The sequence below is a fragment of the Thalassoglobus neptunius genome (assembly GCF_007859735.1).
Taxonomy (GTDB): domain Bacteria; phylum Planctomycetota; class Planctomycetia; order Planctomycetales; family Planctomycetaceae; genus Thalassoglobus; species Thalassoglobus neptunius.
This window is the reverse complement of the sequence record NZ_SIHI01000036.1, coordinates 1-13,550: the sequence shown is the minus strand read 5'-3', so window position 1 is coordinate 13,550 and position 13,550 is coordinate 1. Positions and strand designations below refer to the sequence as shown.

General features: G+C 52.6%; 11 protein-coding genes. 8 read left to right on the top strand and 3 right to left on the bottom strand.

The features are described 5' to 3' along the window. The first annotated feature begins 240 nt into the window (after positions 1-240). Together KOR42_RS21675 and KOR42_RS26915 are read left to right on the top strand one after the other, a co-directional pair. On the top strand, positions 241-1,083 hold the full coding sequence (locus tag KOR42_RS21675) for a DUF6677 family protein (protein WP_146511931.1): 843 nt from the start codon (positions 241-243) through the stop codon (positions 1,081-1,083). An 88-nt stretch (positions 1,084-1,171) separates the two neighbouring features. Continuing rightward, complete coding sequence (locus tag KOR42_RS26915) at positions 1,172-1,348, top strand: hypothetical protein (RefSeq protein WP_197441433.1); 177 nt, start codon at positions 1,172-1,174, stop codon at positions 1,346-1,348. Positions 1,349-1,461: 113 nt separating this feature from the next. On the opposite strand, the gene KOR42_RS21670 is transcribed toward KOR42_RS26915, so the two are convergent. Together KOR42_RS21670 and KOR42_RS21665 are read right to left on the bottom strand one after the other, a co-directional pair. Next, the gene (locus tag KOR42_RS21670; protein WP_146511930.1) at positions 1,462-3,975 is read right to left on the bottom strand and encodes a carboxypeptidase-like regulatory domain-containing protein; all 2,514 of its coding nucleotides are present in this window, start codon (positions 3,973-3,975) and stop codon (positions 1,462-1,464) included. A 366-nt stretch (positions 3,976-4,341) separates the two neighbouring features. Then, positions 4,342-5,661, bottom strand: a complete 1,320-nt coding sequence (locus KOR42_RS21665) for a nucleotide sugar dehydrogenase (protein ID WP_146511929.1) — start codon at positions 5,659-5,661, stop codon at positions 4,342-4,344. 146 nt (positions 5,662-5,807) lie between these two features. Between KOR42_RS21665 and KOR42_RS21660 the strand changes: the two genes are divergently transcribed. Further along, on the top strand, positions 5,808-6,095 hold the full coding sequence (locus tag KOR42_RS21660; protein WP_146511928.1) for a putative quinol monooxygenase: 288 nt from the start codon (positions 5,808-5,810) through the stop codon (positions 6,093-6,095). Positions 6,096-6,525: 430 nt separating this feature from the next. Then, entirely contained in the window at positions 6,526-7,146 is a 621-nt protein-coding gene (locus KOR42_RS21655; protein WP_146511927.1) for a hypothetical protein, read from the top strand. A gap of 34 nt (positions 7,147-7,180) precedes the next feature. Here the strand turns inward: KOR42_RS21655 and KOR42_RS21650 are convergent, their stop codons facing one another. After that, positions 7,181-8,497 (bottom strand): putative sugar nucleotidyl transferase, encoded by a 1,317-nt coding sequence (locus KOR42_RS21650; protein WP_197441432.1) that lies wholly within the window; start codon positions 8,495-8,497, stop codon positions 7,181-7,183. A 238-nt stretch (positions 8,498-8,735) separates the two neighbouring features. Here KOR42_RS21650 and KOR42_RS21645 point away from each other — a divergent pair, with 238 nt between their 5' ends. From KOR42_RS21645 to KOR42_RS21630, 4 genes are all read left to right on the top strand, one after another. Beyond that, the gene (locus tag KOR42_RS21645; protein ID WP_146511925.1) at positions 8,736-9,938 is read left to right on the top strand and encodes a DegT/DnrJ/EryC1/StrS family aminotransferase; all 1,203 of its coding nucleotides are present in this window, start codon (positions 8,736-8,738) and stop codon (positions 9,936-9,938) included. 269 nt (positions 9,939-10,207) lie between these two features. Then, complete coding sequence (locus KOR42_RS21640) at positions 10,208-10,885, top strand: hypothetical protein (RefSeq protein WP_146511924.1); 678 nt, start codon at positions 10,208-10,210, stop codon at positions 10,883-10,885. A gap of 121 nt (positions 10,886-11,006) precedes the next feature. Then, the gene (locus KOR42_RS21635) at positions 11,007-12,542 is read left to right on the top strand and encodes an ATP-binding protein (protein WP_146511923.1); all 1,536 of its coding nucleotides are present in this window, start codon (positions 11,007-11,009) and stop codon (positions 12,540-12,542) included. Next, entirely contained in the window at positions 12,542-13,423 is an 882-nt protein-coding gene (locus KOR42_RS21630; RefSeq protein ID WP_146511922.1) for a tetratricopeptide repeat protein, read from the top strand. Before KOR42_RS21635 ends, KOR42_RS21630 begins: the two co-directional genes overlap by 1 nt. Positions 13,424-13,550 lie beyond the last annotated feature (127 nt).

Here is a 13,550-nt window from a genome sequence, read left to right as displayed (position 1 = left end):
ACACTTACAATCCCGCAATTCGTAAGGAAGGTTCCAGCGAAACAGAAGATTGCGGCTTCGCAAGCTCCAATTGCTGAGAGAGATTGACGAACAACAGCCTTTTCGCAGAGAGTGCGACAGTTCAGAGATCGAGGAGTTCCGACGCTTCGTCGACTCTCCGATCACGATCGAAACCCCGCACGAAGGTCTTTCGGCGTTTGACTGTCGGGACGCAACTTGCCAGATAACGACTTAGGCATCATGACTGATTCACGAATCAACTTGAAAAATCCCATCGTGGCAGGAGTTCTCGCCTATCTGATTCCGGGCGCTGGACACCTGTATCAGGGACGACTGTTTAAAGCGGGCCTGTACTGCTTCTGCATCCTCGGGCTCTTCTTCTCCGGGATGGCAATGGCCGACTGGCAGGCGGTCAAACCACCTGTGATGGGGGAAACTCGACTTCTGGAAAAAGCGAAATACGCTGGCCAGTTGGGAGTCGGATTGCCAGCGATGTATGGACTCGTCCAGCGGGTCCGCTATTCGTCTGAAGCCAACAAAAAACCTGAGACAATCGAGGCTCCAATCGTTGCTCCTTTTGAGGGAGTCATCGCTTATCGCGACGAAGAACAGACATTCGAAGAAGAAGTGACAGGCGTCATTACACTTCAGCCTGCGAAAGCGGATTACGGTGGACGAACGATTAGTGGAGAACTGACTGTCGATATCGATGGTCAGGAATGGACATTCCAACTTGCGCCGTCTGTCAATCTCGATCGACCGGTCAAATCTTCCAAATCACGCGGCGTCCGTGCCGAGATCGTGAAGGAAAGCGACGGACGTTATGAGTACGCCGGCGAACTGGTCGGATCGATTCCCCGCCGGTTTATGGACTGGTTTCAAGTTCCGATGGACGACGATGAAGTCCAAGGGCTCCATCGGCAGTTGGGCAAGTATCATGAACTTGCAATGGTCTTCACCTGGGTTGCTGGCTTCCTGAACGTGCTGGCGATTTGGGATGCCGTCGAAGGACCGGCATACGGATTCGGTGATGAATCCGATGACTCATCGGATGCCGGGAGCACTGACCAATCTACGGAGTGAAGCGTCCTCAAATTTTGACGGACACGCTTCAATCAGCGCGAAGACAACGCGAAGACCATTTCGAATGATATTCTTAGGAAACGGTTGAATGAATATTTCCTGGTTCTTACTTCCACTCGCGGCTTCTGTCAGCCTCGTCTGGACTGCCAGTCGCTATGAGTCAACGCCTCTCATCCTTGTCCGGTCGGCCAAACTGTTCGGGCAGATCCTTTTCTTCATGGCGTTGATTCTGCTCGTTCTCTTTGTGCTTTCTTACAACCTCTGAGAACATTCCGTTGGAGCATTTTCTGTTTTGGCTTCCACTCACTCGCACGAGTAAACTCAGCCTTTGATCTGATGAAAAAGTTCAAGCGAGCGCACAGGAAAGACCAACTTGCTCTAGCGGTAGATCACCTCAAGGTCGAATCCGATTCTCATCGGGTGTCCGTCATCGATTTGCGCGTCCCGGGTTGGAACGTGTTTCAGCGTGATGACGCCCAGTCCTTTTTCACGTGTGAAATAGAGAAAGTTTGAGTTCGCCTTCGTCGCCAGGGAACTGGACTCCGATCCTCGCGAATGCAGGAACTTGTCGATGCGGCGTCCGGTTGGAAGCTGACCGACATTGATCCAGCGGGCCATCTGATCGGCAGGAGTCGCAATTTCCCAGGCTTGCGAATCGATCAATCTCAACGAGGGAACTTCTCGTCCGTCGGCGGTTGTCGTCAGCATGCAGACGATGTCTGCACCGTGATCTCGTCCCCACTGAATGAGAGCGTCTTGCGTTGATTCGTTGTGAATGAGATCTTCCGGTGCTGAAAACACACAGCGAGTATCCAGATCGATAAAGCAGCCTTTCCCGTTCGTCGATGTGAGCGGAGTCAGCCAGAGTGATCGATAAAGGTCTCCAGACTCTGTATCGGGAGACAGTATCTCGCGAGGCAAATTTCCATCGACAGCAACACTCTCGATATCAATCGCTCGAGTTGGGGACATAAGCACTTTGCGGTTGGATGGCTCAACCGAGAATCGATCGGAATGAGTATTCCACCAGTTCGCCCAACGAGTGGCGACTGTTGCAAAACGGGCTTTTGCAAATGCGTTTGCATCTGCATCCGATGTAAGGCGAAGCGAATCGAGACAGTGCGAACCCTCGCTGTGTTGAGTGATCGTCTCGAGCGCAACGAGGACTTCTTGAACAGGTGGAGCGAGTTGAAATGTTGAACGGATTGACTCGTTCGAGCAGTCTCTACACGCCATAAAGTCGAGAAGGTCGCGATCTTCAACAATCAGTTCAGACGTGCTGATTCGGTGTTGAAGAGTTTTCGGGAGAGTGCGAATGAGTACGGGAACACAGTTCGGATCATTGATTGCTCTCAACACAAACACCAACCGCCTCATCATTCTCTGGTGATCGGTTGCTTCGAGCTCTTCACAGATTCGTGGAACGGCAGGCGTTCCGATGAGGATCAGTTCCCTCAAAAGAGCCGCCCAGGCGTCAGCTTCGTGTGTGAGAAAATCGTATTGCCGCAGCCGCTTCAGGATGCGGAGAGTTCTCTCTTCAGGATCGACTGGAAGCTGACCGATGAACGTCATCGTTTCGTCAAGCAACTCCTCCGGTGTGCGAGATGGTCGAAAGACGAGGTCGATTTCTGATCGCTTCCCGTCGAACACTGAAACCGGAGGCTGTTCACGGGTGTTCCAGACCGTGCGTTCTCCGTCGGGATGAATCAAGTACGGAAATTGGTCCCCGGGAGACACTCGCAATCGAAAATTTCCCCGGCTGTCGACGGTGCATAGCGGAACGGGCCGTCGAGGATTTCCACCCGGGCGATGTGGACCAATCAGCCCGATTTGCATGGGAGCGTTGTCAGCAGACTTCGCAACAGGAGTTCCGGTCGATGAGTCAACAACTCGTCCTTCGATCCATCCACCACGTCCTGCGACCAGAGGAGGGAGGGATTTCGAAGTCCCGGCGGGACATTGAATGTTCATCAATGCCGGGGCAACCCACTCTTCGTCTTCATTCAGTTGCACGTGATAGCGACCGGGGGGAACGATCATCTGAAAGTGCCCGGACGCATCCGTGAGAGTGTGGACATCCTGATGCTGAGTTGTCCCATCAGGAATCGGATCATTTCGAATGGCCGCGACTTCAAGACTTTCGAGAGAAGCATTTTCGCTCAAGACCACCGAGCCTGTGAGTATGCATCCCGGGTGAAGGTTGATCGTTCGGATATCGGGACACTTTCGGATTGGAACAAACGTCCGAGGAAAGCCGGGATGTTCCAGACAGAGGGTAATCGCACCCGGTTGTCCGCGCGTTCCGTCGACTGCGGGAAGTCGTGGAAGTAAGAAGAGGCCGTTCTCATTGGTTGTCGTCTTCGGCAATCCTTCGAGTGATTCGCCACTCAGCACATTGTAGCGAATCGTCGCCTCAGCCACGGGAAAGCCTTCATGATCCTTCACTCGTCCGCGCAGTGTCGCTGTTTTTCGCGAGACTCTGACCGTCAGATTGTCTGAGCGAGTGGATTCACGGACTCGAGCTTCGCCGATTCCTCCTTCAGGGAGAATTGCGAGGACGAGATAGCTCAGCCGGTTCAGGTGATTTTCGGTTGGCGCCCGACTCACTTGAAAGAGAAACCGGCCGCTTTCGTCTGTTGTCGCTCGCTCGATTTCTCGAAATCGTTCAGATGCTCCTTCGACAGCAATCAGCCGGACGGTTTTACCGGGGAGTTCTGCTGAAGGACCAACGATTCCGGAGTCGAGCACAACACCTTGAATTTCGAACGTCGACGAGGTCGAAGACGTTTCCTTCGCAGGTGTTGACGCGAAAAGAACCACAGGTCCGAAGAGAAGAAGCAGAATTGAAGCTGCGATTCGCGTGCACCAGAGATTCGGAAATCGCTCAATCATACGTGGGGAGAATTCGCAAACAGGTAGGAATCGTTATCACAGGAGAGTTTCGCGATGTGATTCTGACGTTGAAGTGCCTTTCGTTGCACACACTTGATGTGCCTGCAGAACACCAACACGCATACGAAAACATGATCGCAATTGCTTCATCGCGATCACTCATCACTGAGTCATACAGTGCGTTTTAACTATTTCGCCACGAACACTTCTCAATGATCACCTCAAAGCGCACACCTCAAAATGTTAGAGACGCATTTTTGAGAGGTTCAGCGTAATGCAACAGACTGAGGGCATCAACGAACACAACGCCGTATTGAAACCAATACGGCGTTGTGGGAATGCAGTCTGAAGTCGGAATGGGACCCGCTATGCCTTGCGGATTTTCTCGCGATTCTCTGTCACACCCTTCGTCGCATTTCGGGTGTCGAGGACGAGCTGCGAATGCTGAACGATGTAATCGTAGTCGTACGCAGAATGGTCCGTGGCGATCAACACGCAGTCCTGCTCAGCGAGGAATTCCGGAGTCAGTTCCTGGCTGTGAAGATTGGGTAGGTCGTGGTGTCGCATTTTGGGAATGCGTGGCACGTGCGGATCATTGTAAGAGAGATCAGCGCCCCACTTCAGCAGCAGTTCCATGAGGACGAACGAAGGACTCTCGCGAGGATCGTCGACGTCTTTCTTGTAGGCAGCTCCGAGGACGCAAACCTTGCTGTCACGAACCGGCTTGCCAGCGTCGTTGAGGAATTCCGACAGGCGTCCGATCACGTACTCAGGCATTCTCGAATTGACTTCCCCAGCCAGTTCGATGAAGCGAGTCGTCAGTCCCTGTTTTCGAGCAAGCCATGTGAGATAGAACGGGTCGATCGGAATACAGTGTCCGCCGAGTCCCGGTCCGGGGTAGAACGCCTGGAAGCCGAATGGTTTCGTTTTGGCGGCGTCGATCACTTCCCAGATATCGATGTGAAGACCATCCAGGAGCACCTTGAGTTCGTTGACCAGAGCAATGTTCACCGCTCGATAAGTGTTCTCAAGGATCTTCGCAGCTTCCGCAATCTCCGGTGAAGAAACTGGGACAATTCCCACAACAGCATGGCTATAAAGAGCTGTCGCCAGTTTCAGGCTTTGCTCATCGATGCCCCCCACGACTTTCGGAATCTTCGCGGCAGAGTAGTCGATGTTTCCGGGATCTTCGCGTTCCGGGCTGTAAGCAACGTAAAAGTCTTCGCTCACTTTCAGTCCGGACTTTTCGAGCACAGGCACGAGGACATCTCGCGTCGTCGTTGGATAGGTGGTGCTCTCAAGGATGACCAGTTGTCCCGGACGAAGCGCTGCGGCAATTTCTTCTCCGGTGCCGGTCACGTAAGACAAATCCGGGTCACGGCTGTCGTTCAGAGGAGTCGGAACGCAGATGAGGATGACATCTGCTTCCGACAGGCGCTTCATGTCGCTTGTCGCTTCAAATTGTTTCTTTTCTCGCCAATTGGCGATTTGATCGGACGAGATGTGTTTGATGTAGCTTTCGCCACGATTCAATCGCACGACTTTCTCGTCGTCGATGTCGAATCCGATGGTTTGGAATCCGGAATTGATGAACGCATCAAGCAGCGGTAATCCGACGTATCCCAAGCCGACAACGCCAACCAATGCTTTTTTCGATTCGATCTTTTGTAGCAGTTCTGCGGACATGGATGATTCTTCTGATAGTCCTGAGTGTTGATGGGGCGCCTTGTTCTTCGAACACAGTCCCGATATGAAGGGAGTGCTCGGTAGCATACTGCCCAGTCGCACGTGCAGCGAATAGAATCACGAGAAAACGAAGTGAGGTTTGTCGGATGTTTGCAATTAACGTCATTCTAACGGTTCAGGATGGTTCACAAATTGAAAACATCGCGAAGTTGCTCACTGAAGCAGGGCGTTTGTCGCGCGAGGAACCGGGGTGTCTCAGTTTTGAGGTCTGCCACTCGATCGATGAAAAGGAGACATTCCTGTTAATCGAACGTTGGGAATCGAAGGAAGCTTGGGAAGTCCACAAGACTGCTCGGGCATTCACCGAAATTTATCAGCCGCAGGTGTTGCCATTGGTGAAACGGCAACCGTATTTCTGTGAGATTCTCGAATAGACAACCTATTCGCTCCAGATGGCCGGGTTGATACGAAGAGTTCGCGAGAGCGGTTTCTATCGGTCACTGATTCGAGTCCGTATTCCATCGTGCGTGCTGTCATCGCAATGAATTGGCACAGCGTGCAATTTCGTCGCTGCGAAACCGACTCGCACTCCGGGAATGGGATCGATTGGAATGGAGTGTGTTCAAAGCGTGAATGCTCTGTGAAATCGAGGTGAATTTGTCGGCAAAGGCTTTCCCAGGGGTGTGACTCGATCGGACAAGTCACCATCCTACTCTGAAATCATCGGTGATTTTCGCAGGGTTTCCGCAAGTGCGACGGCACATGTGCTTGAAGCGGTGGCGTCATAATCCCTGCGGAATTCGAGAGGAAATTCCGCACGAAAACGGGTTCGTTTTCGTTTTGCACCGAAACGGACGTTTCGATATGAGCCAAACTTTGCCTCGACTGGGATGTTGGATTTTGCTTCTTGTGGCTTTGGCTGGGTGTCAGGATTTCGACGAAGCTTTCGACACAAAAATGGCGAGTCGCCGAGAGTTGCCTGAACTGGATCGAACGGCTCAACGCGAAGCGGAAGAACAGGCCAGATCGATTGCGATGTCGCGGGGGAAACAGGCATCGACTGCTTCGGATTCTCACAAGGAACCCGAACCGGTCGTCGAGCAACCTGTGGAGCCGGTGCCGATCGAAAAGCCTGTTGTTGAACCAACAGTCAAAGATCCTCTATTCGGGGGAGTGACGAGGCATCTCGTGTTTCCCGTTCGTGTCGGGCGCAGAGCGGGCGTGAGGTTCGACTTGAGTGTCTCACTGCTTGGCGAAGAAGTCGATTTGAGCCAGTTCGACTATCAGGTCGAAATACGTGATTCCAGTGGAGCGTCGAAAACTTTTCCGCTTCAGCTTCGGACAAACCGGGTTCTCCTCGATGAGTTCATCCCGGGTGCTGGAGTCCAAGAGACATTCGAGTTTCAGGTGCGGTACACTCCAACGGGAGAAGACGAATGGGTTCCCCTTCGAGACAACTGGGGGATTTTCACTGTTTCTGATTGAGCGGTCTCGAATTCGAACGCGTTAGCGACTCAGCCTATCTCCGCTGCGATTGGCGGTGCAGGGCAGAGTCTCGGTGAGGTTGGGTGATTTCGAACGTGTGCTCCAGCAACTTTCGCATGGCCGGAGTCAGCTGTTGCTTACGACGATCCATCGCGATCTCTGCGGTCTGAATCGCCGAGTCGATCCCGTTCGGCAATTCTTCAATCTGACCGTGCCAGACACGCGAGAACGACGGAACGAATTTGGGTTGAAGTTCACCCGCCGGAAGGACCATTGACATCACACCAATCGACGAACCGGTATTGAAGAAACTTCCGATGGCGGTCTTCGTATGATCCCCGATGAAGCAACCGACCTTGTTGGACTCTGACAGAATTCGCTCTCCAATCAGCGGGACCGAGACGTCTGAGTAATCGTTCTTCAAGTCGCTGTTGGTGGTCAAAGCTCCCAGGTTGACCCACGGGCAGACGTAGCTGTGACCGAGAAAACCATCGTGATACTTGTTGGCGAATCCGTGAAGGATGCTTTCTTCTAGTTCGCCGCCGACGCGGCAAACCGGACCGATCGTTGTTCCCTCTCGAATGTTTGCTCGAAACGTTTGAGTTTCGCGTCCGACGTATGCGGGGCCTTCGATTCTTGTAAACGCTTGAAGCTTGGCTCCGGATTCGATCCAGATCGGACCGTGTCGAGTGTCAAAGACGACAAACGGATCGATTTCCGCACCCGTCGCGATGTACAACTGTTCGCTCGGACCGACGAGTCCGGATCGATCAAAAGATGACTGCCCGTTGTCTCGCTGGCGCAGCTCGAAATCGAGGCTGAGCATCTGCGGATTGAAGTGGATGAGATCCCAGGGATAGCGGATCATTTCCCCGGTCGTCGGAACAGCACGTTTTGATTTTGCGATTGCGAGCACTTGATCCGAAGGCGAAGGACCGGACAAGCGCTGTAAATCCTCCGGAGAGAAAACGCTCCAGGCGAGTTCGTCATCAATCCAGCCTGATGTTTCTTCGTCGACATTTTCGAGGATTCGCGGATCTCCGAGCCATCGACCATTGATGAAGAGAGTCGGTGCTTCCGGCAGCGAGTTGAGGTTGTCAATTTTACAATCGGGAAATGTTTCGAGATACGTTTCGCGAAGTTCCGGGCGGACGATGGCGCCCCATTCCAGTTTCGGAAATCGTCGACGAAGACGTTCGCGTAAGCTGCCGTGTCCGCAGACGAGTTCGAAGACCGGGCGGAGCAGTGAGACTGGAAAAAACTGCGGTGCGAGCGAATCTTCGAAGAAGACGATGTTCCAGTTTGACGCGTTCATTGACTCAGCCATTTCCGTCAGGGCGGTGAGACGCATTTCGTTCTCAATCAAACCAATCTGCTCAAGGATTGGTCGACAAGAATTGAGGAATTCGGTTGGAAATTCCGAAAACATAGCATTGGAAACGACGTTTTCGGCGAAATGTTTCCGAAGACTGTGGCTCAAACATGAGGTCTGAGTGCACATCTTGACACGAATTTCATCCCAACATAGTTTCCCCGATGAACACCATCGATGATCGATGCGATTTGTCAAATGCGAATGGAGTCGCGAAATGTCACGGATTCTCCAGATTCCCTCCTCTCAAGATTCAGCCACACCCGTCCCTCTGATCGATCTGGTTGCCCAGTACGGCACCATCCGCGATGAGGTTCAAACTGCTGTTCAACGTGTTTTCGAAAACCAGTCATTTGTCCTCGGTCAGGAGGTTTCGACCTTCGAAGAGGAAATGGCTGCCTATTGCGATGCTCGCCACGCAATCGGATGTGCCTCTGGCAGCGATGCACTGCTGCTCGCACTGTCCGCGCTCGATATCGGACCCGGGGACGAGGTCATCACCTCCCCGTACAGCTTCTTCGCCACTGCGGGTTCGATCGCAAGAACAGGCGCGACACCCGTCTTCGTCGATATCGATCCTCAAACATACAACCTCGATCCGTTTCAGATCGAGATGGCGATTTCCCGCCGCACAAAAGCCATTATGCCAGTGCACCTGTTCGGTCAGTGTGCGGAAATGGAACCAATCTGGCGAATCGCCATCGGCCACGGTCTTTCGGTCGTCGAAGATGCCGCTCAGGCCATTGGTTCTTCTTATCATGGCCGACGAGCCGGCGTGTTGGGATCAATCGGCTGCTTCAGCTTTTTCCCAACGAAAAACCTCGGTGGAGCCGGGGATGGCGGGTTGATGACCACTGATGACAAAGATCTCGCTACTAAACTGAAACGAATTCGCGTTCATGGCGACTTGGGTGGCTACCAGCACGTGGAAGTTGGCATCAACAGTCGACTGGACGCACTTCAGGCCGCTGTCCTGTCCGTCAAACTCAAACATCTCGATTCGTGGTCCGATGCACGAAGAGGCAACGCCGCCCGCTATCGAGAACTGTTCGCAGAGATGGAACTGGATCAACAGATCGAAGCTCCAGCTGAGCCAACCAACGGCCATCACGTCTACAACCAGTTCACCATTCGCGTTGCTTCCGAAATTCGTGACGAAGTGATCAAGCGGATGCGTGAGCGACAAGTTGGATGTGCCATCTATTATCCAAAACCACTGCACCTGCAAGAGTGCTTCAAGTCGCTTGGGTATCTGCCCGGTGATTTCCCTGAAGCCGAACGTGCTGCAGCAGAAACAATCGCTCTGCCGATCTTCGCAGAACTTGGAGCGGACCGTCAGCGAATTGTCGTGGAAACTCTCCGAGCTGTGCTGACCGAAATTCAAACCGATTCCCGGTCCACGATTCGTCGTGCGGCTTAGAGTTGCTCTGGATTTTCTGGAACAGAACTCAATCTCAGATGTGCAGCCGGTGACAATTCTCGCCGGCTGTACTCTTTAGATTCACTCTTTCTTGCTGTCTGCGGGAGGAATTGGAGTCGCCGATTTCGCCGAATTCGAGATGACACAGTTGGTAAATCCCGAAATGTCATCACGATCAGTGCCACCTGTAGCCGATACCGATTGAGAACGACACGCTGTCGTTGTCTCAACGAATACGGATGCCAATTGCAGATACGAGGGGTGGCACGATGGTTCGAATTTCCTGTCTCGCATTACTACTGGCCGGATTGAGCCTGACTCAATCCGCTTCAGCTGGCTGGCCATTCTTCTCCGAAGACGGACTGCGTCGAGGGACACCAGAATACTACGCAGCAAGAGCTGCCGATCCTCCTGGCTCACGCCAGGAATGTTATTACGGAAAACCCTGGCCTGTCAGTGCGCGGCCTGTGGGACCTGAACAGACATTTGTTCACAAGTACCACACAGCTCACTACTGGCCGCATCCGTATCAGTGCCAGGACCGCCAGTCGGTTCGAAGCTATATGGACATACAGGTCTATAACGGATGGCAGACAGCCACCACGTTCTATGACTACCACTTCGATCCACAAACAAACGCTCTGAATTCTGCTGGGATGAACCATCTCGCATGGCTGGTTTCTCACGTGCCAGTTCAGCACCGACAAGCATACGTTCAGGCATCCTTCGATACAGCAGCAAATAGTGCCCGGATGTTGAGTGTCGAGAAGAGCATCGCCAACTTGACGAACGGCCATGAGTCGATTCCTGTTCAGCAGAGAGTCACCAATCCGTTGGGACGACCAGCGGCCGAAGTCCAGCAGATTCTCACAGGTGCGGCTGAAGGGGCATTGCCACCAGTCATTCAATACGAAGGTTCCAGCGGTGGCTTCAGCACCGGCGGTTAAGCAAAGGTTTGAGTCCGGACAGGATTCGGATCGACGATCTTATGAAAACGCTGACGAATCTTCTTTGGGCGAGAGTTCTTTTGAACTCTCGCCTCATTTGTAAAGAGACCGGGGTAGAGTGGTGTCTGAAGATTCACTTCCCAATTTGAATCTTGATGAAGGCCAGAACGAGAGTTCGTCTGATTCTTCAGGTCCTCAAAATCGACCTGAACTTTCGACCGATCTTTACGACCGCATCGTCAACGAAGTTCAGGCGATCTGCCAGTCAATTCTTCCAGAAACAGCGGACCAGGTGGAACGCGACGAGACGTTGTGTGAGGCTTGTGAGCCTCCTCGTCTTCCAAGATCTCTCTCTGAGACCGGGATTTCACTCAGTCAACTTTGCGATCTGATTCTGAAGACCGTCTATCTCCATGGGGCATTGTCGGGAGATCGGCTCACTCAGGAACTTCGCTTGCCGTTCTGCGTGACGGAAGAGGGGATTTCCTTTCTTGAACAGCAGGGGCTATTGAATGCGGATTTCGTCGAATCAGATTCCCCGGAGCAGCAGCGATACTCCTTGAGTGATTCCGGGCGTCGACGAACTCGTGACGCATTTGAAGAGTGTCGATACGTCGGCCCGGCACCGGTCTCTTTGCGAGATTATGCCGAGCAGTGTCGGAAGCAATCGACGCGAAATATCGACTTCTCGGAAGAGAATCTTCGCGACGCATTCGATCATCTTCATGTCCACGAAGATCTCTTCAAACAACTCGGACCAGCGATTCTGAGTGGCCAGTCGATGATTCTTTTCGGACCTCCCGGAAACGGAAAGAGCGTCCTTTCCAAAGCCATCGCAAAGCTGATGAGTCGCTCGGGAGGAACGATTTATGTTCCCTTCGCAGTCACTGTAGATCAGCGCTTGATCACGGTCTTTGACCCATCCGTTCATCGTGCAGTTGATCATACACAAACGGAAAGCCGTCAAGCTGCGGAGGAAAAATCCGTCGCTGAGAGCGAAAACCAGCAAGAGTCAGATGTCGATCTTCGCTGGCGAAAGATTCTTCGCCCGGTGATCCAATGTGGGAGTGAACTGACGTTGGAAATGCTCAATCTGAAATACAACGAGCTGAGCGGGTACTATTCCGCTCCGATTCAGATGAAAGCCAATGGCGGCGTCATGCTGATTGACGACTTTGGTCGTCAGGAGATGCCTTCAAAGACACTCTTTAACCGGTGGATCCTGCCGCTTGAAGAGCGTCTTGATACTCTCTCGCTCAAGACTGGGAAACTTCTCCAGATCCCATTCGAACAATTGACTATCTTCTCGACGAGTCAAAGCCCGGAAGAACAGGGCGATCAGGCGTTTCTGAGACGAGTCCGTCACAAGATTCCTGTTCCTCCTCCGACGGATGAGCAGTTTCGATCCATTTTTCGACGAGCTTGCGAAGAACGTCATGTCCGGTATGACGATTGGATCGTCACGCAGATGTTGACCAACTGTTACAACAGTGATCATCCTCCTAAATCGAGCGACCCTCGTGATTTGTTGGATGCAGTTCACGCAATCTGTCGATTCAACGGAGAGAGTTTCCATCTCAGCGAAGAACTCCTCACCGAAGCCTGGCGATACTGCTTAAACAGTTCGCAAGGTTCAACTGCAGGGAATCCGGTGTAATGCGAATCGATTTAGCCAAGACGTTTTTGATCTTTCTTGGTGGAGCAGCCATCTGCTCTTCTGGGTGCGTTGCATTGACTGCTCCTGCGAACTTCGTGAAATCGTTTCAGAAGCCGAAGGTCGAACGGGTCTCTTACGAAGAAGAAGTGATCGAACTTCCGGACAAACTTCGCGATCCAGAAGGGCTCAAAGTTGCTTATGCCCGCTGGATGGAAGACATGCAGCAATACGGAGAAGCCCGCGCGAAGTATCAGGAAGTTCTTGATAGCGAACCGAAGAACGTGGTCGCCATTCTCGGTCTTGCACGGATTGATCAACAGTTGGGCCTCCATTCCGAAGCGGAACAGAAATATCGAAAAGCTGTTCGATTCGCGCCGGATTCCGCTGCTGTTCAAAATGCATTCGGCAAGTTTTACGTCGCTCAGGCAAACTGGGAAGCGGCCCTCGAGCCACTTACAGAAGCGATGTTAGCCTCTCCGGAAGATGTCAATTATCGATTCGAGTTGGCAGTCGCTCTCGTTCACGTCGGGGATATCGACTCAGCCCTTCCACACTTTATCCGAACAGTTGGAGATGCCGAGGCGCACTTCAATGTCGCTATGATCCTGAAAGAAATCGGGGACTACAACGCAGCAGAAAAACATCTGATGCTTGCAGTGACAAAGAAGCCAGAGTTCAAACAGGCACATTATTGGCTGGCACATCTCCGTGAAGAACGAAACGACGGAATTGCCATCGAACCAACTCCTCAATACGGAACGATTTCGTCGAAGCAGCAATCGAATACCCGACCGTCTCACTCGTTCTCAAGTACGGGTTCCGCAGCGACCTCTGCTCAGCAGGCAGCAGCGGTTCGAGAACTCGCAGCGACTGCTCCCTAACAGCCCGTTGAACATTGCGGACTTCTGAGTAGCAGTCTGAGTTTTGGTTGGTTGCCATTGAGTGAGGTCGTGCTTGTTTTGAAGTGCCGGAAGTTGCTTTCGATGGCTCGGGAGAGACTTTGAACAG

Excerpts from the sequence above, each read along its gene's own strand:
- KOR42_RS21675 (WP_146511931.1), top strand. The coding sequence starts at position 241 with ATGACTGATTCACGAATCAACTTGAAAAATCCCATCGTGGCAGGAGTT.
- KOR42_RS26915 (WP_197441433.1), top strand. The coding sequence starts at position 1,172 with ATGAATATTTCCTGGTTCTTACTTCCACTCGCGGCTTCTGTCAGCCTC.
- KOR42_RS21670 (WP_146511930.1), bottom strand. The coding sequence starts at position 3,975 with ATGATTGAGCGATTTCCGAATCTCTGGTGCACGCGAATCGCAGCTTCA.
- KOR42_RS21665 (WP_146511929.1), bottom strand. The coding sequence starts at position 5,661 with ATGTCCGCAGAACTGCTACAAAAGATCGAATCGAAAAAAGCATTGGTT.
- KOR42_RS21660 (WP_146511928.1), top strand. The coding sequence starts at position 5,808 with ATGTTTGCAATTAACGTCATTCTAACGGTTCAGGATGGTTCACAAATT.
- KOR42_RS21655 (WP_146511927.1), top strand. The coding sequence starts at position 6,526 with ATGAGCCAAACTTTGCCTCGACTGGGATGTTGGATTTTGCTTCTTGTG.
- KOR42_RS21650 (WP_197441432.1), bottom strand. The coding sequence starts at position 8,497 with ATGCGTCTCACCGCCCTGACGGAAATGGCTGAGTCAATGAACGCGTCA.
- KOR42_RS21645 (WP_146511925.1), top strand. The coding sequence starts at position 8,736 with ATGTCACGGATTCTCCAGATTCCCTCCTCTCAAGATTCAGCCACACCC.
- KOR42_RS21640 (WP_146511924.1), top strand. The coding sequence starts at position 10,208 with ATGGTTCGAATTTCCTGTCTCGCATTACTACTGGCCGGATTGAGCCTG.
- KOR42_RS21630 (WP_146511922.1), top strand. The coding sequence starts at position 12,542 with ATGCGAATCGATTTAGCCAAGACGTTTTTGATCTTTCTTGGTGGAGCA.